This is a genomic window from Butyrivibrio hungatei, from assembly GCF_900101605.1.
GTDB lineage: Bacteria > Bacillota > Clostridia > Lachnospirales > Lachnospiraceae > Butyrivibrio > Butyrivibrio hungatei_B.
Genome location: NZ_FMUR01000003.1, coordinates 355,836 through 378,465, shown reverse-complemented (window position 1 = coordinate 378,465; position 22,630 = coordinate 355,836). Strand labels below are relative to the sequence as shown.

The 22,630-nt window shown below is 43.1% G+C and carries 19 protein-coding genes and 1 pseudogene; 19 read left to right on the top strand and 1 reads right to left on the bottom strand.

Annotated elements, in window-relative coordinates:
* Positions 1-6 precede the first annotated feature (6 nt).
* The 9 genes and pseudogenes from BLP87_RS01660 to cbiT all read left to right on the top strand — a co-directional run bounded on the left by BLP87_RS01660 (position 7) and on the right by cbiT (position 10,344).
* Positions 7-1,527, top strand: a complete 1,521-nt coding sequence (locus BLP87_RS01660; protein WP_083334381.1) for an ABC transporter substrate-binding protein — start codon at positions 7-9, stop codon at positions 1,525-1,527.
* Between the two features lie 79 nt (positions 1,528-1,606).
* Positions 1,607-2,242 carry a precorrin-8X methylmutase gene (locus tag BLP87_RS01655; RefSeq protein ID WP_074461140.1) on the top strand — a complete coding sequence of 212 codons (636 nt, stop codon included), beginning with the start codon at positions 1,607-1,609 and terminating at the stop codon, positions 2,240-2,242.
* A gap of 121 nt (positions 2,243-2,363) precedes the next feature.
* Positions 2,364-3,545, top strand: coding sequence for a cobalt-precorrin-5B (C(1))-methyltransferase CbiD (gene cbiD / locus BLP87_RS01650; RefSeq protein WP_074461139.1), 1,182 nt, complete (start codon positions 2,364-2,366; stop codon positions 3,543-3,545).
* Positions 3,545-4,312, top strand: a complete 768-nt coding sequence (gene cobM / locus BLP87_RS01645) for a precorrin-4 C(11)-methyltransferase (RefSeq protein WP_074461138.1) — start codon at positions 3,545-3,547, stop codon at positions 4,310-4,312. Before cbiD ends, cobM begins: the two co-directional genes overlap by 1 nt.
* The gene (locus BLP87_RS01640) at positions 4,305-5,321 is read left to right on the top strand and encodes a FecCD family ABC transporter permease (protein WP_074461137.1); all 1,017 of its coding nucleotides are present in this window, start codon (positions 4,305-4,307) and stop codon (positions 5,319-5,321) included. The genes cobM and BLP87_RS01640 overlap by 8 nt, the downstream gene beginning before the upstream one ends.
* Positions 5,318-6,067: an ABC transporter ATP-binding protein gene (locus tag BLP87_RS01635; protein ID WP_074461136.1), complete on the top strand. Its 750-nt coding sequence runs from the start codon at positions 5,318-5,320 to the stop codon at positions 6,065-6,067. The genes BLP87_RS01640 and BLP87_RS01635 overlap by 4 nt, the downstream gene beginning before the upstream one ends.
* Positions 5,952-7,196 (top strand): annotated as a pseudogene (locus BLP87_RS16520) (cobalt-precorrin 5A hydrolase); the annotation flags it as partial. The gene BLP87_RS01635 and the pseudogene BLP87_RS16520, both read left to right, overlap by 116 nt.
* Positions 7,197-7,277: 81 nt before the next feature.
* Positions 7,278-8,057: a precorrin-3B C(17)-methyltransferase gene (gene cobJ, locus BLP87_RS16515; RefSeq protein ID WP_074461172.1), complete on the top strand. Its 780-nt coding sequence runs from the start codon at positions 7,278-7,280 to the stop codon at positions 8,055-8,057.
* Positions 8,047-10,344: a precorrin-6Y C5,15-methyltransferase (decarboxylating) subunit CbiT gene (gene cbiT, locus BLP87_RS01615; RefSeq protein WP_074461135.1), complete on the top strand. Its 2,298-nt coding sequence runs from the start codon at positions 8,047-8,049 to the stop codon at positions 10,342-10,344. The genes cobJ and cbiT overlap by 11 nt, the downstream gene beginning before the upstream one ends.
* A 279-nt stretch (positions 10,345-10,623) precedes the next feature.
* On the opposite strand, the gene BLP87_RS01610 is transcribed toward cbiT, so the two are convergent.
* Positions 10,624-11,478 carry an aldo/keto reductase gene (locus tag BLP87_RS01610; RefSeq protein ID WP_026655400.1) on the bottom strand — a complete coding sequence of 285 codons (855 nt, stop codon included), beginning with the start codon at positions 11,476-11,478 and terminating at the stop codon, positions 10,624-10,626.
* A 339-nt stretch (positions 11,479-11,817) separates the two neighbouring features.
* Here BLP87_RS01610 and BLP87_RS01605 point away from each other — a divergent pair, with 339 nt between their 5' ends.
* The 10 genes from BLP87_RS01605 to BLP87_RS01565 all read left to right on the top strand — a co-directional run bounded on the left by BLP87_RS01605 (position 11,818) and on the right by BLP87_RS01565 (position 22,613).
* Positions 11,818-13,212, top strand: a complete 1,395-nt coding sequence (locus BLP87_RS01605) for a cobyrinate a,c-diamide synthase (protein ID WP_051594118.1) — start codon at positions 11,818-11,820, stop codon at positions 13,210-13,212.
* A gap of 66 nt (positions 13,213-13,278) precedes the next feature.
* A complete protein-coding gene (locus tag BLP87_RS01600; RefSeq protein ID WP_026655399.1) occupies positions 13,279-13,476 on the top strand; it encodes a hypothetical protein in 198 nt (65 codons plus the stop codon).
* Positions 13,477-13,680: 204 nt separating this feature from the next.
* Positions 13,681-16,530, top strand: a complete 2,850-nt coding sequence (locus BLP87_RS01595) for a response regulator (RefSeq protein ID WP_074461134.1) — start codon at positions 13,681-13,683, stop codon at positions 16,528-16,530.
* A 27-nt stretch (positions 16,531-16,557) separates the two neighbouring features.
* Complete coding sequence (locus BLP87_RS01590; protein WP_074461133.1) at positions 16,558-17,325, top strand: response regulator; 768 nt, start codon at positions 16,558-16,560, stop codon at positions 17,323-17,325.
* A gap of 15 nt (positions 17,326-17,340) precedes the next feature.
* Positions 17,341-18,264: an orotidine-5'-phosphate decarboxylase gene (gene pyrF, locus BLP87_RS01585; protein WP_074461132.1), complete on the top strand. Its 924-nt coding sequence runs from the start codon at positions 17,341-17,343 to the stop codon at positions 18,262-18,264.
* Positions 18,248-19,111 carry a DMT family transporter gene (locus BLP87_RS01580; protein ID WP_074461131.1) on the top strand — a complete coding sequence of 288 codons (864 nt, stop codon included), beginning with the start codon at positions 18,248-18,250 and terminating at the stop codon, positions 19,109-19,111. Before pyrF ends, BLP87_RS01580 begins: the two co-directional genes overlap by 17 nt.
* Positions 19,112-19,215: 104 nt before the next feature.
* Entirely contained in the window at positions 19,216-19,902 is a 687-nt protein-coding gene (pyrE, locus tag BLP87_RS01575) for an orotate phosphoribosyltransferase (protein WP_026655393.1), read from the top strand.
* A gap of 46 nt (positions 19,903-19,948) precedes the next feature.
* Positions 19,949-20,101 carry a hypothetical protein gene (locus BLP87_RS15940; protein ID WP_026655392.1) on the top strand — a complete coding sequence of 51 codons (153 nt, stop codon included), beginning with the start codon at positions 19,949-19,951 and terminating at the stop codon, positions 20,099-20,101.
* A 24-nt stretch (positions 20,102-20,125) separates the two neighbouring features.
* A complete protein-coding gene (locus BLP87_RS01570) occupies positions 20,126-20,488 on the top strand; it encodes a DUF6142 family protein (RefSeq protein WP_051199124.1) in 363 nt (120 codons plus the stop codon).
* A 25-nt stretch (positions 20,489-20,513) separates the two neighbouring features.
* On the top strand, positions 20,514-22,613 hold the full coding sequence (locus tag BLP87_RS01565; RefSeq protein WP_074461130.1) for an aminopeptidase: 2,100 nt from the start codon (positions 20,514-20,516) through the stop codon (positions 22,611-22,613).
* Positions 22,614-22,630: the final 17 nt, after the last annotated feature.

The following is a 22,630-nucleotide window of genomic DNA, read 5'->3' as shown; positions in this document are numbered from 1 at the left end:
ACCACAATGAACAGAAATAAAAATAAACCGGTAAATTACATAAAGAGCATTTTGATTCTTTTGTTTTTTGCCATGAGTGTAATCGGATGCGGCAGTATTTCAGATGGGGAATATGCCGCATCTGTTACTCTTACGGGGGGAAGCGGAAGAGCAACTGTAGAAAGCCCTTGCACTGTAACTGCCAAAAAAGGCAAACTTACGGCAAGGATTGTTTGGAGTAGTCCGAATTACGACTACATGATCGTAGACGGGCAAAGATATGATAAAGTAAATACAGATGGGAATTCTGAATTTGAGATTCCGATAGTCCTTGATAAAAAGATGGATGTTCAGGCTGATACGACAGCCATGAGTAAGCCACATCTTATTGATTACACACTTACTTTTTCTGTTTCCGATTCCAAAGATGATTCAAATATCGAAGAAGAATCTGCAAAAGAAACGAAAGTAAAGCTTAAAACAGAATCTGAACTTGAAAAACCACCTGTGATAGCAGGTCTTACATATGAATCAACCGATGATAACAACTTCGCAAAGTGCTACAGGATACACAGATATTCAGGCGGCTACGCGGTTATAAGTATAGATGACGGAAGAAATTATCTTATAGTACCTGACGGAAAAGAAATCCCGAAAGTAGAAGAAAAAGATATGAAAATCTTACAGCAGCCGCTTGATAAGATTTATCTTGCCGCATCGGGAGCAATGTGTCAGTTTGATACGATAGGAGCTACAGAGAATATCGCCCTTTCAGGTATTGAGCGTGACGACTGGTACATAGATTCTGCCGTAAAGATGATGGATGAAGGAAAACTTAAATACGGCGGGAAGTACAGTGCGCCAAATTATGAGATGATGGTGTCCGATGACATCGAGCTTGCGATTGAATCGACTATGATACTTCATTCTCCTAAAGTCATTGAGAAACTTGAACAGCTCGAAATCCCTGTTTTTATCGACAAATCGAGTTATGAGCAGGACCCGCTCGGAAGATGCGAGTGGATAAAGATATACGGTCTTTTGACGGGAAAAGAAAAAGAGGCGGAGCAGGCTTTTGCAGAGCAGATTGTAAAAGTTACATTGCTTGATGATATTGATTTTTCGGGCAAAACAGTATCTTTTTTTTCCATAAATTCAGAACATCTGATATATACAAGGGGAAAAGACGATTACTTTGCCAAAATGGTAGAGAAGGCAGGCGGAGTGTACGTTGCACCGCCTGAAAATAACAAAGACGGAAATTCATCGTATCTTAGCGTGAGCACTGAGGCGTATTACGACTATGCGAGGGATGTCGATATTCTTATTTACAATGCTGCCATTGAGGATGCGCCCGCAGATCTTGCCGAACTTAAGCAAACCGATGTGATCTTTAATGATATGAAAGCAGTAAAGAACGGCGATGTCTGGTATACAGACAAATCACTGTATCAGTTTGCAAATAAAACCGGTGATATAATAAGTGACCTCGGAGGGGTGCTCTCAGGTAAAAGCGATGATACGGGATTTTTCCATAAGCTCAGATGATATATGGAATATTTGAAAGTAGTATCTTTGAAAATGATGTGATAATAAGATGACAGCGGCATTAAAATGAGGAAAACAGATGGAAATTAAGCACATTCTTCCTTCCGATATAGAAAAAACAAGTCTTGGCATAATAAAACAAGAACTCACACAAATGGGAAAGACGCTTCCGGATGATACAGAAGCTACCGTGATAAGGGTGATTCATACCACGGCGGATTTTGAGTATGCGGATACCATGATGTTCTCGGAAGGTGCGGTGGAAAAGGGGCTTGAGGCCATTAAGAATGGCGCACATATTGTGACCGATACGAATATGGCACTTTCGGGAATCAGCAAAAAAACTCTCGCAAGATTCGGAGGAGAAGTTCATTGCTTCATGGCAGATGAAGAAGTTGCCAAGGAAGCCAAAGAGCGAAATGTCACAAGAGCTTATGTCAGCATGGAAAAGGCGGCAAAGCTCGGCGTTCCGATAATTTATGCGATAGGAAATGCGCCGACGGCACTTATCAAATTAAAAGAGCTTATGGATGAAGGCTACAGACCTGAACTCATAATAGGCGTGTCTGTAGGTTTCGTTAACGTTGTTGAGGCAAAAGAACTTATAATAAATAATGACAAAGACGTTCCTTATATAGTTAACAGAGGACGTAAGGGCGGAAGCGGTGTTGCGGCGGCGATATGCAATTCGCTTTTGTATAAATTGTATCGTTGACGCTGTTTTTGTCATATGGACGAGTGTGTTGTTTTGATCATCTATAATCAGATTGTGCAGTATACGGGGGTAAATTCTGTTTATTTACAACTGTGACAGAGCATCGGAGGAAAATAGGCATATGGAACTAAGGAGCGGCTTTACGACGGGAAGCTGCGCGGCGGCAGCGGCAAAGGCTGCGCTCATGATGCTGCTTGACTCGGTTAAGGCTTCGAAGGCAGATGCAGAGCCTGATTTAGATTGGGAAACGGCTGCAGATAAAAGAGTTAAAGATATAGAATATGTAAATATAATGACTCCGAAGGGCATACCGTTCTATGCGGAGATTGTTAATGTCATTCGCGATGAGAGCGGCAAAAAAGTGACCTGCTCCGTGATAAAGGACGGAGGAGACGATCCGGATGTGACGACGGGAGCTTATATTGAAGTCAGCGTGAGAATCAAAGACACTCCCGGAATAGTTATAGACGGCGGAAAAGGCGTTGGGCGTGTTACCAAGCCGGGACTTGACAGGGCAATCGGTGAAGCTGCGATAAATTCTGTTCCGAGAAAAATGATAGAAGAGAATCTAAACGAAGTTCTTAAGGAAAGAAATGCAGAGAACACGGGGCTTGAAGTTATAGTGAGCGTTCCGGGCGGAGAGAAGATCGCAGAGAAGACTTTTAATCCTAAGCTTGGAATAGTCGGCGGCATATCAATTCTTGGAACGACGGGAATAGTTGAGCCCATGAGCGAGAAGGCGATAGTTGATACGATAAGAACCGAGATACGCGTAAGGAAAGCGGAAGGGCGACAAGTTCTTTTGGCTGCGCCGGGTAACTACGGAATAACCTTCCTTAGTAAGAAGTGCGGGATAGATAAGGATATCGCTGTTATGACTTCTAATTTTGTTTACGACTCTGTTATGATAGCGAAGGAAGAGGGCTTTTCCGAGATGGTCTTTGCGGGGCACATCGGAAAGCTTGTTAAGGTAGCAGGCGGGATTAAGAACACCCACTCAAGATACGGCGACCACAGAATGGAGATACTGACTGATATCACAGGGATGTTCTCTGAAGGAAAAGAATTTGATGAGTTAAAAGAAAAGCTCTCCGAGTGTGTTATGACGGATGAAGCCGTCAGAATAATCACGGAAGCGGGGGTGTCTTGCAAGGTTTTTCCTAAGATGGCGAGCCTTATAAAAGAAAATATGGAAAAATGGGCAGAGGGAACGCTTAAAGTTGAGGTGATAGTTTTTTCTAACGAATACACGGAACTTGTAAGTACCGTAAAAGCCCATGAATACTTGGAAAGGACAACTTAATGGTACATTTTGTCGGAGCGGGACCCGGAGCTGTCGACCTTATAACGGTCAGGGGAAAAGAACTTTTGGAAAAAGCGGATGTCATAATATATGCGGGATCGCTTGTAAATCCTGAGCTTCTTAAGTATGCAAAAGACGGCTGCGAGATACATGACAGCGCAAAGCTTGATCTTGAACAGGTCGTAGAAATAGTAAAGAAAGCTGAAGAAGAGGGAAAGATGACGGTGAGACTTCACACGGGGGATCCCAGCATCTATGGCGCTATCAGAGAGCAGATGGATGAGCTTGATAAGCTTGGCACCGGCTACGATGTGACGCCCGGTGTCAGCTCTTTTTGCGGGGCTGCGGCAGCTCTTAATATGGAGTACACTTTGCCAGGCGTAACGCAGAGTGTCATTATCACGAGGATGGAAAAGAGAACTCCCGTGCCGGAGAGAGAGTCCGTAGAGGAACTTTCAAAACACGGGGCAACGATGGTTTTCTTTTTATCAGCGGGAGATACCGAGGCTCTGAGCAGGAGACTTACGGAGGCGGGAGTGGCAAAAGATACTCCTGCGGCGATTGTATATAAGGCAACCTGGGATGATGAGAAGAAGTTCATTACGAATGTTGAGAATCTTCCGAAGGTTGCGGCGGAAAACGGTATAAATAAAACGGCGCTTATCATAGTCGGAAACAGCGTCAAACAGGCGGATTACGAGAAGTCAAAGCTGTATTCGCCTGATTTTACTACGGGCTTTAGAAAAGGCAGAAATACAAATGACTAAGAACGGGAATAAAAGAGCGGTAGTGGTTTTTGTGCTACTGATAGGTCTTTGCGTCTCGGCTTTTTTTGCAAATATCCTTATAGGAAATGTCAGGATAAGTCTTGATGAAGTGTTGAGGATATTGATTGCGGGCGGTGGAGACGTTAAGAGCAGGAATATAATAGCAAGTATCAGGCTTCCGAGGTCGGTTATGACGTTTGTTCTTGGAGGTGCGCTTGCGGTGTCCGGATTTCTTTTGCAGACATATTTCGCCAACCCGATCGCGGGCCCGTACATTCTGGGGATTTCGTCGGGAGCAAAGATGGCGGTTGCGATGAGCCTGATATTCATAACATCGGGAACGGGTTTTACATCGAATCTGATGCTTGTGATGACTGCTTTTGTCGGAGCGATGGCGGCTACGGGATTTATCATTCTTATTTCCAAGAGAGTACGGAACATGGCGGCGCTTCTTGCGGCTGGAATAATGATAGGCTACATATGCAGCGCTGTGACGGATTTTCTTGTCACTTTTGCGGAAGATTCGGATATTGTCAATCTTCACAGCTGGTCGCAGGGAAGCTTTTCAGGAGCATCGATGAGTGCGGCTTGGTTTTCTGCGGTGATTGTGGCAATTGTTCTTGTGGCGGTCATGCTTATGAGCAAAGTGCTTGATGCGTTCAGACTTGGAGAAGTTTACGCTGCGAGCGTTGGAATAAATGTGAAGCTGTGCAGAGTGCTCCTTATCGTGCTTTCAAGTGTTCTGTCGGCGTGTGTTACGGCATTTGTGGGGCCTGTTTCGTTTATCGGAATTGCTGTGCCTTTCCTTATGAGAGAGGTTCTGAAGTCGTCGAAGCCGATAATTCTGATTCCGGCGTCTTTCCTGTCGGGAGCGGTTTTTTGCATGATAAGCGACCTTCTTGCAAGGATGCTTTTTGCACCGACTGAGATCAATATTTCTGCGGTGACTTCACTTTTTGGGGCGCCGATAGTTATTTTCATGATAATAAAAAGAGGTAAGACAGGGTGAAAATAGAGGATTTATCTGCGGGATATCGCGGAAAGGCGGTTGTTCCGGGAGTTAATCTTGAAATAAAAAAAGGAGAGATAATCTCCTTCATAGGACCGAACGGTGCGGGGAAGTCCACTCTTTTAAAGACTCTTTACAGGGAACTTGCGCCTGTTTCAGGAGCGGTGTTCATTGATGGCGGGGATGTTGCCAAGATGCCGCTTAAGGAGCTGGCAAGGAAAATGTCAATAGTCACGACGGACAGGGTAAAACCTGAGCATATGACTTGCAGAGAAGTTGTCATGGCGGGGCGCCTTCCCTATACGGACGGTTTCGGAGTCCTTGGAAAAGAGGACAGAGAGGCTTCGGAAGATGCGATTTCTCTTATGAAGATAGAGAGTTTTGCGGACAAGCAGTTTAATAATCTGAGCGACGGGCAGAAACAGCGGACGCTTATTGCAAGGGCAATAGCGCAGTCTCCCGAGTATCTTGTCATGGATGAGCCTACATCTTATCTGGACATCAGATATAGGATGGAACTCATGGAAGTGCTGGAAGGGCTTGCGAAAAAAGGCGTGACGATAGTTATGTCGATTCACGAACTAGAACTTGCTGTTTCTGTTTCGGACAGGCTTCTTCTTGTCTATGACGATGGAAAGACGCTGTGCAAGACGCCTTCCGAAGTCATGGGAGAGGGGCTTATCAAGGATTTGTTTTCACTTACGGATGAAATGTATGAAAAGATTTATGGCAAAGGCAGAATTTAATAATTATAAGGTTATAAGTTTCACTTCAAGGGGAAAAGAGCTTGCGGATAGGCTTCTTTCCCTTATTTCCGATGGGAAGTTTGTGCGTGGCGGCGAGGAAAGTGGAATTGGTAAGGGAGAACGATATAAGGAAAGTTCAGACAGAGAAAATGTTGTCGTGAAAGGCACAGATGAGGGCTTTACATTGGATGGCTTTGTCAAAGAAAATTTTTATCAGGGGAATGTTCTCATATTCATAGGTGCTGCGGGAATCGCGGTTAGAGCGATAGCACCTTACATTGAAGATAAGACGAAGGATCCTGCGGTGATAGTTATGGATGAAGCGGGCAAAAATGTGATACCTCTTTTATCCGGGCATATAGGAGGCGGAGTAAGAGAGGCTGAGAAAATCGCGAATTTGATCGGTGCCAATTGCGTTATAACTACGGCTTCTGATGTTTCGGGTGAGTTTGCGGTTGATGTTTTTGCCTCCGAGAACGGATTTGTCATATCCGATATGAAGAAGGTAAAAGAGTTTACGGCAAGGCTTCTTGAGGAGAAAGAGGCTGTGTATGAGGTGGACGCTGAGATTGCGGGTATGCCTTCTTGTGATGTTGATACGGGATATTCGAATGTAGTCAGGCAATTGGCGGATGGAGAGTGCTATGGTAGCGATGCTAAAGACACTGATAATGCAGAGCTTGATGAATCTGCGAAAGAGACTGATATAGAGAAAAGCAAGGCATGTTTTACAATTTCTTTTCGCAAGGATAAGTCTGAAAGCGGTGTTCTTAATCTTATCCCTAAGTGCATTGTGATAGGCGTCGGCTGCAAGAAGGGGACGCCTTATGAGAAGCTGCTGGCTTTTGTTGAGGATAAGCTTTCGGAGCACAATATTGATAAGAGAGCGGTAAGTGTGCTTGCCTCTGCGGATATTAAGAAAGAGGAAGAAGGATTGATCCGTGTGGCTAAAGGGCTTGGAGCAGAGTTTAAGGTCTTTTCTTCGGATGTATTGATGGCGCAGGAAGGGGAGTTTACGGCTTCTGAGTTTGTAAAGAGTATAACGGGAGCGGATAATGTCTGTGAGAGAGCAGTAGCGGCCTGTGGTTGCAAGAAGATTCTCGTTACGAAAGAAAGCTTTGACGGGATGACTTTTGCGGCAGGTGTGATGGAAAATAGCAAGGTAATGTCTCAGGGCACGGAGTGTGACAGAAGTGCAGAGAGTGCTGATATGGATTTTGCATGCGGTGGCGAAGAGACTGCAAGTGATAGAAGAGGCGGAAAAGTCTCGGTTGTCGGTATCGGACCCGGAAATTATGAGAATATGACGATTAAGGCGGTACAGACGCTTAAGGCGTGCGATGTGATCGCCGGATATACCGTTTACTGCGATCTTGTCAGACCTTTTTTCCCTGATAAAGAATATATCTCAACGCCAATGATGGGTGAGGAAAAGAGAGTAAAACTTGCTTATGAGAAGGCAGCAGAAGGCAAGAAGGTTGCACTTGTGTGCAGCGGAGATGCCGGAGTTTACGGAATGGCGGGGCTTTGCTATGAAGAGGCGGTAAATTTCGATAACGTTGATACGGAAGTGGTTCCGGGAGTTACGGCTGCAATCAGCGGTGCGGCGCTTCTTGGGGCACCGCTTATACATGATTTTTGCCTAATAAGTATGAGTGACAGGCTTACACCGATGGAGCTGATCGAAAAGAGGCTTCGTGCTGCGGCGTCGGCAGATATGGTCGTTGTCATCTACAATCCCGAGAGTAAGGGAAGGAAGGGATATCTAGCCCATGCCTGCGAGATTTTGATGGAGAATCTGCCACCCGAGCGGGTTTGCGGAATTGCGGGAAACATCGGAAGAGACGGCGAATACTGTAAGGTTATGACTTTGGGTGAATTAAAAGGTGCTGAGGTGGATATGTTCTCGACGATTTTTATCGGGAATTCTTCAACAAGGGATATTGCCGAGCACATGGTTACTTTAAGAGGATACAGAAGTGAGAGATAAGGTTCTTATTTTCGGAGGAACAACTGAAGGAAGAGAGCTTGCGGCTGCGCTTTCTGCGGCGGGCGTACAGCACTTGGTGAGTGTTGCGACTGATTATGGCAAGGAAATTGAGGATTCTTTTGGAGAGAAAAATGTCATTGTCGGAAGAAAGAACGCGGATGAAATGGCGGAACTTATGGCTTCCGAGGGCTTTACGGTGTGCGTTGATGCTACGCATCCTTTTGCTACGCTTGTTTCTGCTGAGATTAAGAAAGCATGTGAAAAGACCGGGATTATGTATTTAAGGCTCCTTAGAGATACAGGAGCGAAGATTGAGCTTATGACTGCTTCCAACGAATGTGGTTTTGATAAAGAAATTGAGAGTAATTGTCGAAAGCGCATAATGTTATGCAATGCGGATGTGGTTAATGAGAGTATTCAGATTGTAATTTGTGATTCGGCCATGAGTGCGGCAAAGGAACTTGAAAAGATAAGCGGCAACATGCTTCTTTTGACGGGAAGTAAAGATCTTAAGACAATCATGGCTGAGATTTCCGATAAAACAAGAGTGTACGCAAGAGTCCTTCCGAATATCGAGAGTATCACGAAGTGCGAAGAAGCGGGGCTTCGCGGAAAGCAGATTATTGCTATGCAGGGGCCTTTTTCCAAAGATATGAATGTTGCACTTATAAATGAGATTTGCGCTTCTGTAATTCTTACGAAGGAGAGCGGCGCTACGGGCGGGCTTGATGAGAAGCTTCTTGCGGCGAGTGAGTGCGGGATTAAGGTTGTTATGATAGAGAGCCCCGAGAGCAGACTTGAAGGCTCAGGAAGCAATGCCGGTGAATATGCTAAAGGGTACAGTCTGCCGGAAGTGCTGGAAAAACTTGGAGTTGACAAGAAGCGTGTTAAATCCGGCGAAATCGTCAAAGAGAGTAACAGCTTAAACGAAGTTAAGGATAGTATAGGAAAGAGCATCATACTTGCGGGGATCGGTCCCGGTGATGCGAGATATTATACAAGAGAACTGGAAGATGCACTTGAGAATGCGGATGTGATTTTCGGAGCGAAGAGCATCCTTGAAAGAGTTGATAAGAACAGGATTAAAGCTGAATTTGTTCCTCTTTATATGGGAAAAGATATTCTTGAGTTTTTGAATGAATATCCTAACTACAAGAAGCCGCTGGCTCTTTTCTCGGGAGATATATGCCTTTGCAGCGGAGCCAAGAATGCGGCGAAGGTTTTTGAAAACGCAGGATATGGAGTTCATAAGATATCAGGGATTTCTTCGGTGGCTCTTTTTGCAAACAGATTGGGACTTGGGCTGGAAGACTGCAGTATAGTGAGCGCGCATGGAAGAGAGTGCAATGTTGCGGGATATATTGCGGAGGCTAAGAGACTTATCATTCTTCCTTCAAGCTGTGCGCATACGGGCGATATTGCGAGAACTGCGTTTGCGGTAGCGAAAATAAATGATTATGGCAGGAACGATAGCGTAAAAGTTGAAGGTTTCGGCGAATGCGGAGATCTTAAAATTGTGATCGGATATGAACTGGGAACAGCTTTGGAGCGGATTTTAGAAGTATCGGAAAATGAGCTTGGAGATAATCTTTTTTCACGTGAAGAGAAAGGAAAATGCCTTTTGTATATAGAGAATGAGCGCGCGGGCGAAACGCCTGTAATAAGAGGAATACCAGACGATGAGTTCATCAGAGGCAAGACTCCGATGACCAAAGAGGAGATAAGGGCGATATCTATCAGAAAGCTGGGACTTTCTGCGGATTCCGTGCTCTATGATATCGGCGCGGGGACAGGTTCCGTATCTGTCGAAGCAGCTCTTTTGCACCCTGATATCAAAGTCTGTGCGATAGAGCGAAACGACGAGGCGGTTGAACTTATCAAGAAGAACAAAGAGAAGTTCTGTGCGGATAATATTACTGTGATAAAGGGCGAAGCTTCAGAGGTGCTTGAAAAAAAAATGGCAGAGAATACCTGTATTTCAGCTTTTACATATGAATGTTCCGGCAGTGTGGTTGAAGGAGAGCTGCTTGTCCCTACACATGCGTTCATCGGCGGAAGCGGCGGAGATATGCGGGTTATCATTGAGATTCTGAAGAAGATGAATGAGAATATTCGAATTGTGATAAACTGTGTCACACTCGAGACACTTACGGAAGTTCTTACCGTTATTAAAGAGGGAGAATTTGCAGAGCCTGACATTGTTCAAGTCAGCGCAAGCAGATATAGGAAAGTTGGCGAATATCACATGGCCGATGCAATCAACCCGGTGTATATAGTGACAATATAATCAAGATAATGTGTTATAAGAGATAAAGAAAAATATATATTTGCAAATGGCTCGATAGAGATGACGATGGCAATGAGCCTGAGGTATAAGCCGCCTTGCACGAAATGGCATAGAAAAAGCTAGGAGTTGCAGCTCCTAGCTTTTTTGTGTTAGCTTGTTAAGATAAATTATCTCGTTTCTTTGCCTAATTCTATTATAACAAAGAATTCTTAATAGTCAAATCATAGGATGGTTAAGAAGTAGGATAGTTGCGGCATCTTGCACTGGATTCCGCGTTAATCACGCCTGATCCGGTGAGTGGCCGGAATTGCCGTAAGGCTCGATCTCGTCGATCATCTCCATGTCGTCTTCTGAAAGTTCGAAGTCAAACAGCTCAGAGTTGGAGCGGATTCTTTCGGGATTGACGGACTTGGGGAGAGGAACAACGTCGTGCTGCATTTCCCAGCGAAGGATGATCTGAGCAACGGTGCGGTCATATTTTTCCGCAAGGTCCTTAAGAAGCGGATGCTCAAGGGATTTACCTCTTCCGAGCGGGCTCCAGGCCTCTACGAGGATGCCGTGTTCCTGACAGAAATCTACTGTATCTTTCTGGAGGAAACCGGGATTTATCTCAATCTGGTCGACTGCGGGGATGATGTCAAATTCCATGAGCGCCTTGAGGTGATGAGTAAGGAAGTTTGAAACGCCGATTGCTTTTACTCTTCCTGACTTGTATATCTCTATCATCGCCTTCCATGTCTCACGGTTTGTGTTTTCCCAGTCATCGTCAAATGCATATGATGCGGGCCAGTGAATGAGATAGAGGTCAAGATAATCAAGACCGATCTCGCTCATAGTCTTTTCAAAAGCAGCAAGAGTCTTTTTGTAGCCAAGTTCTGACTTCCAGACTTTGCTGGTAACAAAGATGTCTTCTCTTTTTGCGGCACCTGTTGCGATAAAGTCGTTTATTGCCTGTCCGACCTGCTTTTCATTCTCGTAAAAAGCGGCTGTATCGATGTGACGGTAGCCGATCTCAAGTGCGGATTTTACAGAGTTATAAGCTTCTGCGGGATCTTTTATCTTGTATGTGCCAAAGGCAAGACAAGGTATAGATGTTCCGTTATTTAGCTTGATTCTGTCAGTGAGTGTATTCATTGAACGTACCTCTCTTTTTTATGCCGATATCATCGGTATTGTCGTAAGATTCATACTCACACCATAGTAACATATAATTTGAATCAGGTATGTAGTTTCGGATAAAAAGTATTTCTGAATTATATATCATAGAACTCATGCTTTTTATATCATGATCGCAAATTAGTGATAATTAACAAATATCTGATTTATTGACCGTTTTGTTGTGTATTAATGAACAGAGTTAAAAAATAATTTAAAAAACGCTTCCAAAAGTACGGATATGTTGTATCATAGAGTTAGCAACATTCTTGTATATAAAAATCTAAGTATATAACAAAATTACAACAAGGGGTTTCTATGACAAACAATTTTCCAAGAGTGATGATTTCAGGAACGGGAAGCGGCAGTGGTAAGACAATCGTAACATGTGCGCTTCTCAGAATTCTCAAAAGAAGAGGATATAATCCCGCTGTATTTAAGTGCGGTCCCGATTATATAGATCCGATTTTTCACAAGACGGTTCTAGATGTTCCGTCTCGAAATCTCGATATATTTATGGCCGGAAAAGATGGTATCAGACGTACACTTGACAGAGGAAGTGAAGGAAGAGATTTTGGCGTTATTGAAGGAGTTATGGGCTTTTATGACGGCATAAGTACGTCCGGAACAGACGGCTCAAGTTATGATATCAGTAAGGAAACAGAGACACCCGTTATACTTGTTGTAAATGCAAAAGGCATGAGTATGTCCATAATTCCCGTGGTACAGGGATTCTTTGATTATGTCGGAAGAATTAACAATCCAATTAAGGGAATTATACTTAATAATATATCTCCGATGGTTGCAAAAGACATATCGCTTCTCATTGAAGAGGAGGTTCATATTCCGGTTGTCGGATATATTCCTCACATCGAGGATGCCGATATAGACAGCAGGCATCTGGGGCTTGTTCTTCCAAATGAGATTCCCGATATTTTGGAAAAAATAGATGCAGTTGCCGATAAGCTTGAAGAGACACTTGATTTTGAAAAGCTTGTGGATATCGCAAACAAGGCTGAAAGCTTCAGAACTCTTCAAACAAGTTTTGCACTTCCGCTCTGCGCAGAGCCTACAGAGGGCGGCCCTCTTAAAGTTGCCGTTGCAAAGGACGAGGCATTTTGTTTTTATTATGAAGATAACTTCGATCTTATGAGAGATATGGGATTGGAGCTGGAGTTCTTTTCCCCACTTCATGATAAGAGACTTCCAAAAGCAGACGGATATATTTTCGGAGGCGGTTATCCTGAACTTCATGCGGCGCAGCTCTCGGAAAACACTTCGATGCTTGAAGATATAAAGAAAGCTGCAGACAATAATGTGCCGATCATTGCAGAGTGTGGCGGATTTATGTATCTTCAGGAGGAACTTGAGGATAAGGACGGAAATATTTATAAAATGGTCGGGGCAATTCCCGGAAGAGCGTTTATGACAGGGAAACTCGTCAGATTTGGATATGTCACCATAGCTGCCGCAAAAGAGAATACATACCTCAAACCGTTTGAATGTATAAACGGTCACGAGTTCCACTACTATGACACGACAGATAACGGAGATACCTGTATAATAACCAAGGGCACGCGCAACCGCTCATGGGAAGGCATACAGATAAAAGGAAATCTTTTTGCCGGCTTTCCGCATCTGTATTATCCCTCATGCAATGCATTTATTGAGAGATTTGCGGCAAGTATGCTGGTTGGACGCTCAAAGATCTGAGAAAATGCAGATTTGATAAATGGCACAAAAACCTACAATACATATTGAGAGGAAAAGTGTGACGAAATGAATATACATCTTTGCAAAAATGACGAAACCTTGGAGCAGGCGCTTGATTACATAAATGAGCACGATTCTGAGGGTAGAAAGTATACATTCGATAAAGAGAAAGACAGGTGCTATGTCGGCGACGAAGCCTTTGTATCCGCACCAGTCCTCATAAATCATAAAAACAATTATTGGGCACTGCACATTGTGGAGTGATTTCAGAGTCAATTTAGGAAGAGAGTTGTAAGATAAGCAACTCTTTTTTGATGGAATTATCTATTTTAGTATGTCTTTCGAATATAAGTATATGATAAAATATATACGTATTAACGCATGTGAATCATACATGAATGAGAAGCCAAAAGGTCAATAATGTATATGCTTTGTACTTGCATGTAACAGCTGTTTACAGGTGATCTTATGAGAAGAAGTAAGTATTTTGTTTTTTCCACCAAAAGAAACCGGGTAGATCTGACGCTTGTACTTGTAGCATCTCTCCTTACGTTGCTCTTTGCCAATTTATTAAGGAATGTAGGGGCGGATTCTATACTAAGGACTGTTAAGTATATTCCGATTATGCTTGTCACGGCATTTTGTGGCATTATTCCCGGAATGATCGGTCTTGTTCTTATTTTTTTCTTTGGCTCTTTTTTACAAGGGTCGATCATGTATCATGCTTTTGCATATCTACTGATTTCCTGTGCGGTTGATATTCTTACCAGAATCGGTTTTTTCAAAAAAGTTTTAAAAGTAATACTTGCTTCTATGATCCTGCAATTTATCCTCGGCGACTTATGGGGCTTCTGTAAGCTTGTGCTCAATGGCGCCGGCATAGCGGGATTTGATCCGGGCAAGCTTATCCCATTGTTTTTCAGAGAGGCGCCGGGATGCCTGTTCACATGTTTTTTCATATATATAATGTTTAAAATACTTCCGGATAATATCAAATTACAGCTGGGAAGCGGAATGTACTACGTGGACACCACAAGGCTTGATGAAGATGACAGATACATGGTCGAAGGCAAGTCCAGGATCGGAAATGTCGTAATGAGGGTAATTGTCTTTGAGGCAATTTTACTTGGGATTATAGCGGAGATCGCATCGAGAGAGCTGTATGCGGATATGACATTGCAGGGCGGAATTGAGATGGCGATGCTTATATCGATCATAGTCACACCGCTTGCGATTTTTGTGAACAACTATGCACAGTTTAGGATTGCCGAGCCTATAAGGATCTTGTCGAATGCCGTGACCGATATTTATAATTCCGAGGAAACGGACATAAATGCCAGCGTGGAGGGCGTTCATAGACTCAGGATAGCTACAAATGATGAAATAGAGGATCTGTATCATGCAATAGATCTTACTTTTTACAGGTTCATGGAATACATTGAACTTGTGAAGAGCAGACAACATATAGAGGATCAGCTTAGGGTGGAAAAGAGCTCCAACGAAGCCAAGTCGAGATTTCTTTCCAATATGTCACATGAGATCAGAACGCCGATAAATGCGGTTCTTGGCTTTGATGAAATGATACTCAGGGAGTGTAAGGATGATAACATCATAAGCTATGCGATGGATATCCAGAGCTCGGGAAAAACTCTTTTGGCACTTATAAATGACATACTCGACTTTTCCAAGATCGAAGCGGGAAAGATGGAGATTATTCCCGGGGAATACGAACTTGGCTCTATGTTAAACGACGTCATAAATATGATAGAGGTCAAAGTAAATGAGAAGGGGCTTGATTTCATCACAAATATTTCAGAGGATATACCGCATGTCCTGTATGGAGACGAGACCAGGATCAAGCAGTGTATAATGAATCTTCTTACAAATGCGGTTAAATATACGGATGTGGGCTCTGTCACGATGGATATTTATATGAAAGATTACGATCCCGTGGCGCACGATGATATGTTTGACGAAAAAATTATTCTCGGAGTCCGTATAACAGATACGGGAATCGGAATAAAGGAAGAGGATATTGACAAGCTGACGCACGCTTTTGAGAGGGTTGATGAAAAGAGAAACAAGACAATCGAGGGAACGGGTCTTGGAATCAGCATCGTTACAAATCTTCTCGGACTCATGGGAGCGAAGCTTGATGTAAAGAGCGAATACGGAAAAGGATCGGAGTTCTCTTTTGAAATAGCGCAGACTGTTATAAACAGAGAACCGCTCGGTGATTTTGCCAAGGACTACAGACAGAGCAAAGCAAGCAAGAAGGAGTATAAGGAAAGTTTCCATGCGCCCAAGGCAAGAGTTCTTGTGGTCGATGATATAAGCACGAATCTTACGGTGATACAGGGACTTTTGAAAAAGACTCTTATTTCTGTGGATACGGCGCTGAGCGGAAGAAAAGCGCTAGAGTATGTGACGGAAAATAAATACGACATCATTTTTCTCGATCACAGAATGCCGGAACTTGATGGCATTCAGACGCTTCATATGATGAAGGACATGTCAAATAATATGAATAAAAAGACGCCCGTTGTGGCTCTTACGGCAAATGCGGTTTCGGGATCGAGAGAGATGTACTTTAGGGAAGGCTTTACCAATTATCTTTCAAAGCCTGTTTCACCTGCAAAGCTTGAAGAGATGATACTCAGTTACCTTCCTTCTTATAAAGTGTCAATGCCGGGAGATGACGATTTTGTTGAGAATGACAAGGAAGATGAGAAAGAAGAGGATGAAACGACGCTTAAGCTTATGAAGGTGCAGGGCATCGATATTAAGAGTGCCATAGCGCGATGCGGATCCTCAAAGGTTGTGGTTGACGTCATGCAGGACTTTTGGCTTTCCATCAAGGAAAGAGCGGATCTTATAGAAAAGTATGCAAACGATGATCTTAAGAATTATATGATCTATGTGCACGGACTTAAGAGCTCTGCAAAGGCGATAGGAGCTTTGGAACTTTCCGAAATGGCAGAGCATCTTGAAAAGTGTGCGGAGGATAAGAATAGGGCTGAGATTGAAGAAAAGACACCGCAGCTTCTTGAACTGTACAGAAGCTACATTAATAAGCTTTCTGATGTTGTCGGTGGTACGGATGACGACGCGGAAAAGGAAGTAATACCGGAATCAGAGCTTAATGAAGCTTTTGCGGCGATAAAAGAGTTTGTATCGGGATCGTATTTTGACAGCGCGGATGACATTATGAACATGCTCAGCGAGTATAGAATTCCCGATGAATATATTGAAAAATATGAAAAGGTAAAAAGACTTATGGCGGCAGTTGACAGAGACGGACTGTTGAATATATTGTAGTAATAGCGCAAAGCGGAAGGACAGGATATGGAAAAACGCGTACTCTTAATTGGCCACGAAAAAAGCTTTATGGTTAACGCTATTGAAAAGGGGCTCGAGAAAGAAGGATACGGAGTTTTAATGATGGAACCCGATGAAGATCAGATCAAGGCTTTGGAAAAAAAGCCCCATATCTATCTTTTGTACATGGGAGATTTGTCTGATGATGACTATGAGCTGTTTGAGTATTTGAATGATGCGATAGACAGCGAGCGCTTTTTGCTCTATATCATAGGAAACAAAGAAGAACTTGATCTGGCGATCAAATATATCGCTAAGGAGAAGGTTCAGGAGACGTATCTCAGGCCTCTTGATGTCAAGCGTCTTACGGAACAGCTAAATTCGGTGGTTGAATACAGCGAGCTTGACGATGAGCTTAAAAAGAAAATCCTCATAATAGACGATGACGGAACCATGCTAAGGATGATGAGAACCTGGCTGTCTGTGAAGTATCATGTTTACATGGCAAGCTCGGGTAAGATCGCGTTGTCTTTTTTGGCAAAAAATCCCATCGACCTTGTTCTGCTTGATTATGAGATGCCCGGAATGGACGGGGCTACGGTTCTCAAGGAGATGAGGAGCACTCCGGCGTATAAAGATATTCCGGTTATCTTCCTTACCGCTAAGGATGACAAGGAGAGCGTTATGAAAGTTGTGGGATTAAAGCCCGAGAAGTACCTCCTTAAATCCATGCCCAAAGAAAAACTTACCAATGCAATTGATGAGTTTTTTATCATAAGATCAAGAAAAAAGTGAGGAAGGAACAGTTATATGATTTCAAAACTTATTGACAAGATTGTAAACACAGGTGCGCCTATTGTGGTGGGACTCGATCCCAAGCTTGATTTTGTACCCGAAGACATCAAGAAGAGATGCTTTGAGGAAAAGGGTGAGAACCTTGAGGGAGTTGCCGAGGCGTTCTGGCAGTTCAACAAAGAAATCATAGACAATATATATGACGTGGTTCCCGCGGTAAAGCCTCAGGTTGCAATGTATGAGGAAATTGGTATTCCGGGACTTATAGCTTTTAAGAAGACAGTTGATTATTGTAAAGAAAAAGGACTTATCGTTATCGGTGACATCAAAAGAGGCGATATAGGTTCGACAGCCCAGTCTTATGCGGTTGGTCATCTCGGCGGCGTTAAGGTTGGAGATAAAGTATTCAAGGGCTTTGACGAAGACTTCGTAACGGTAAATCCTTATCTTGGATCTGACGGAGTTAAGCCTTTCATAGATATTTGTAATAAGGAAGACAAGGGAATCTTCGTTCTTGCAAAGACATCAAATCCTTCAAGCGGAGAGTTCCAGGACAGACTTATCGACGGAAAGCCTCTCTATGAGATAGTAGGCGCTAAGATAAGAGAGTGGGGCGAAGAGTCGACAGACGGTTCATACAGCAATGTGGGTGCCGTAGTCGGAGCAACATATCCAGAGATGGGCAAGGTGCTCAGAGAGATCATGCCTCACAATTACATCCTTGTTCCCGGATACGGAGCACAGGGCGGTAAGGGAAAAGACCTTGTTAACTTCTTTAATAAAGACGGACTCGGAGCAATCGTAAATTCTTCGAGAGGAATCATAGCAGCATGGAAGAGCGACAATTACAAGCAGTTTGGTGACGGAAAGGTCGGAGAAGCTGCAAGGGCGGCAGTCCTTGATATGAAGGCGGACATCGCAGGTGCGCTCGCTCAGTAATAGAACAAAAGGAATAATTTGCATATTGGCAGCGGCTTTCGGCTTCGCACTTATGACGGCGTTTGTACGTGCAGCCGGAGACGTGCCCGTAATGCAAAAGAGTTTTTTCAGAAATTTGGTGGCAATGTTCATCGCGTCTATCGCTCTGCTAAGATCGGGCATTGGCTTTAAAATTGAGAAAAGCTACAGACTTGATATTTTCTTTAGGTGCCTATTTGGCACGTCAGGTGTTATCGCAAATTTTTATGCAATAGGAAAACTTGGGATAGCGGACGCAAACATGCTAAACAAGCTAGCGCCGTTTTTTGCCATAGTGCTCTCAATACCGCTGTTAAAAGAAGTTCCGTCAAAGGTGGATGCCATATCAACTTTGATCGCATTTATCGGAGCTCTTTTTATCATAAGACCGACAGGTGTCGTCGCTGAGACAATCCCTGCCATTATTGCGGTGTACGGAGGCTTCGGAGCCGGAACCGCTTACGTGTTTGTCAGAAGGGCGAGCAAAAAAGGTGCAAATACGCCGACCATTGTATTCGCGTTTTCGGCGTTTTCGTGTCTCGTCACTTTGCCGTTTCTGATATTTGATTATTCGCCAATGAGCATGAGGCAGTTTCTGAGCCTTATCATGGCTGGAGTATCCGCATCTCTCGGACAGTTTGCAATTACTTCGGCATATCGCTACGCACCTGCAAAAGAGTTATCTGTTTTTGACTACACTCAGGTTATATTCGCAGCACTCATCGGAATCGTGGCATTCTCTGAAACACCGGTGCTTCTCAGTATCATCGGATATGCCATAATAATAGGTGTTTCGGTTGTCAGGTGGATGAAGAGAAATGATCAATAATATATTAATTGTGAATATGCATTTATGATGATATAATACTTTGTCAGAGGATTGGGCTTGGATTTTTTCTGAGTAAATACGAAATAAAAAGGAGTTTATGAGTTATGGAAAGATATAAGGAAGAGTTTATTGAATTTATGGTAGACAGCAATGTCCTTAAGTTTGGAGAGTTTACTCTTAAGAGTGGTCGTAAATCTCCTTTTTTTATGAATGCGGGAGCATATGTAACAGGTTCACAGCTTAAGAAGCTCGGTAACTACTATGCAAGAGCAATTCACGATACATTCGGACTTGAATTTGACGTTCTCTTCGGACCTGCATATAAGGGAATTCCGCTTACTGTTGCAACATGTATGGCAATCAGTGAGCTCTACGGAAGAGAAATAAGATATTGTTCAAACAGAAAAGAAGTCAAGGATCACGGAGATAAGGGAATCCTTCTTGGAACAAAGCTTCGTGACGGAGACAGAGTCCTTATAATTGAAGATGTTACAACATCGGGAAAGTCAATCGAAGAGACTGTTCCTATCATCCAGGCACAGGCTGATTGTGATATCGTAGGCCTTATGGTATCTTTGAACAGACAGGAAAAGGGCTTGGAGAGCGAGATGAGCGCTCTTGACGAGATCAAGGAAAGATATGGCTTTAGTGCGCACGCGATCGTTACAATGGAAGACGTTGTAAGCTATCTTTATAACAGACAGATTGACGGAGAGGTAATCCTTACAAAGGATATCAAGAAGGCAATCGATGAGTATTACGCCGAGTACGGCGCTAAGGAAACACTTTAATCAGCGTTTCCATAAATAACTCTGATATTCTAAGGAGGTATTTTGTATGGAAGAACATACATACAAGGTGCTTGGTGGCACAGGAGCCATGAATATAGCATTGGGAGTGGTTTCACTTGTAGTCGGAATAACTGCCGGAATCTTGCTCATTATATGTGGAGCGAAGCTTCTGGGCAGTCGCAAAAATGTGATCATTTAAAGACATAACAAACAACCGGTAGATATGAAGAAACTCAATTTAAAAAAGATTAAAATTCTTAATAAGCTTAGCCATTTCAGGGAAAAATACGTTTTCACCGATAACAGGCATCCGGAAAAAGGAATAATGTCTACCATACTCGGGCTCCTGTCAGATGTATCACTGGTGGCAGTGGTACTCTTTTCGTACAGGAACGGAGGGCAGGCTTTTATGCGATACGCCGCAGCGGCATTTGTTGCGGCGATATTTTCATGTTTGGGACTCGCACTTGGAATCATGTCCCGAATGGAAAAAGATATATTTAAATTGTTTCCTAATCTTGGGATTATTCTCAACCTGATAGCGGTTCTCTTTATTATTTTTATTCTGGTATTGGGATTTATGTGATCCGAGATAAGAAAGGAATATTACAATGACTGAAAACGAAGCAGTATTTGAATTTAGCGTCGGAAATGATGTTACCGATGAGAGATATGCCCTTGCAATGGAGAGGGTGAGCGGTATTTCCGACGAGCATATGGAGAATAAAGCGTTTGATGACTATTTTCATGCGGTAAAAGACTTTATTCTCATGATAGACGAGACCTATAAATGGTCTGAAAATGGCGGAAAAGACAAGGATTCTCTGGAGGAGTTGCAGGCTAGAAATAAGAAACTTTACAGCGACATCCTTCCCGAAAACTATGGTAACAGTTACGGAAATCCGGCATATGCATGTGAGAAACTTGGAGAAACATTCGGAAAGATCTTGTCATCTCTTTATTTTGAGCTCAGATCGATGATACCCAATGCTTTTGAATTTCAGAAGTATGAGATCGTTATCAGGACGGAGCTCTTTCTTGAAGTATACGGAGCATTTATGCAGGCCGCTGCGGAAAACAGACTTCCTGAATATGAGGATGTCAGACAGATAATGTACTGGTTCTACAGCGATTATGCGGAAGAAGAGAGAATGCTCAGATTCGCTCAGATCGTTAATCCCGAAAAAGACTATTTCAGGGATATCATAATGAACAGCGACCTGACGGATATCAGATATCTTTATAAATTCGGAGAATATGTAACAGACAGTGAGATAAAGACAGCGCAGCATCTTATCGAGATGTCGGAAGAAGAGATCGATAAGATCGCAACCACTTTTACAGAAGGTTATCGTATAGGTTTTGCTGCTACAGGTAAAGACATAAGTATTAAAAGCACTGCGTCTGTAATTTATATATTGGGATTTGAGAGAATAATCAAAAAGGCTGTTTCAAACCTTGAAAAGATTGGTCTTAAATCCGGAATCTATCGTGCCATAATGAGCACCTTCTATATGGGCGGAAGTGCCATAAGAAATGCTTGTCACGGCGCAATTCCCAACAAACAGTTTGATTACGATCACAAGGATGATGACGGATTATTCCTTGACGCAGCTCTTGTAAACAGGCGACTTGAGGCTGTAAGGGCAGCGGGAGAAAAGTACAAGAAAGAAGCAAAACTTTACGGAGGCCCTGCGGTACTTGAGGGATTCGGCGGAGAGCTCTTTTCACCCGAGCCAAAGAAAGATGCGATTCACTTAAGCGCTGAGCAGAGTAAACTCCTTAGAGGATATAAGATTCAGGCATCGCTTATCCAGAATGAATATATTATAGGAAAAGAGAGAAGCTTTACGATCATTTCTTTCCCTGTACCTGAAATCGGTGATGAATATGAAGCTATCTTTGATGAGACGGTAAATATAAATACGCTTGATAATGAGCTGTACCGGAATATTCAGAAGAAGATCATTGATGCTCTCGATGAAGCAAAGTACGTAACCGTCAAGGGTATGGGCGATAACCGTACCGATATGAAAGTTATGCTTCATGAGATAAAAGACAAAGAAAAAGAGACGAATTTTGAGAATTGTGTTGCCGATGTAAATATTCCCGTCGGAGAAGTGTTTACATCTCCCGTGCTTGCCGGAACATCAGGAATACTGCACGTTTCAGGCGTTTATCTCAGGGGACTTTATTTTAAAGACCTCGAGATTAAATTTAAGGACGGTTGCATCGAAGATTACAAATGTGCAAATTTTATAACTGAAGAAGACAACAAAAATTATATAAAGCAAAATATCATGTACAACAACGATACTCTGCCGATTGGAGAGTTTGCTATCGGAACAAATACGACAGCATACAAGTTTGCAAGGAAATTTGATATTGCGGACAAGCTTGATATATTGATCGCAGAGAAGACGGGACCGCATTTTGCGGTTGGTGACACGTGTTATTCCTATGACGAGGACAATGACACATTCAACTTTGACGGAAAAAGGCATATTGCAAAAGAAAATGAGATTTCCTCAAAGAGAAAAACAGATCCTGATAAGGCATATTTCAGCTGCCATACAGATATAACGCTTCCGTACGACGAACTCGGCGAGATAAGAGCCGTAAGAGAGGACGGAACAGGCGTAACCATCATAGAAAACGGCAGATTCGTGCTTCCCGGCACGGAGGAATTAAATAAGCCTTTGGATGAATAAAATAAACCAAAAGATGT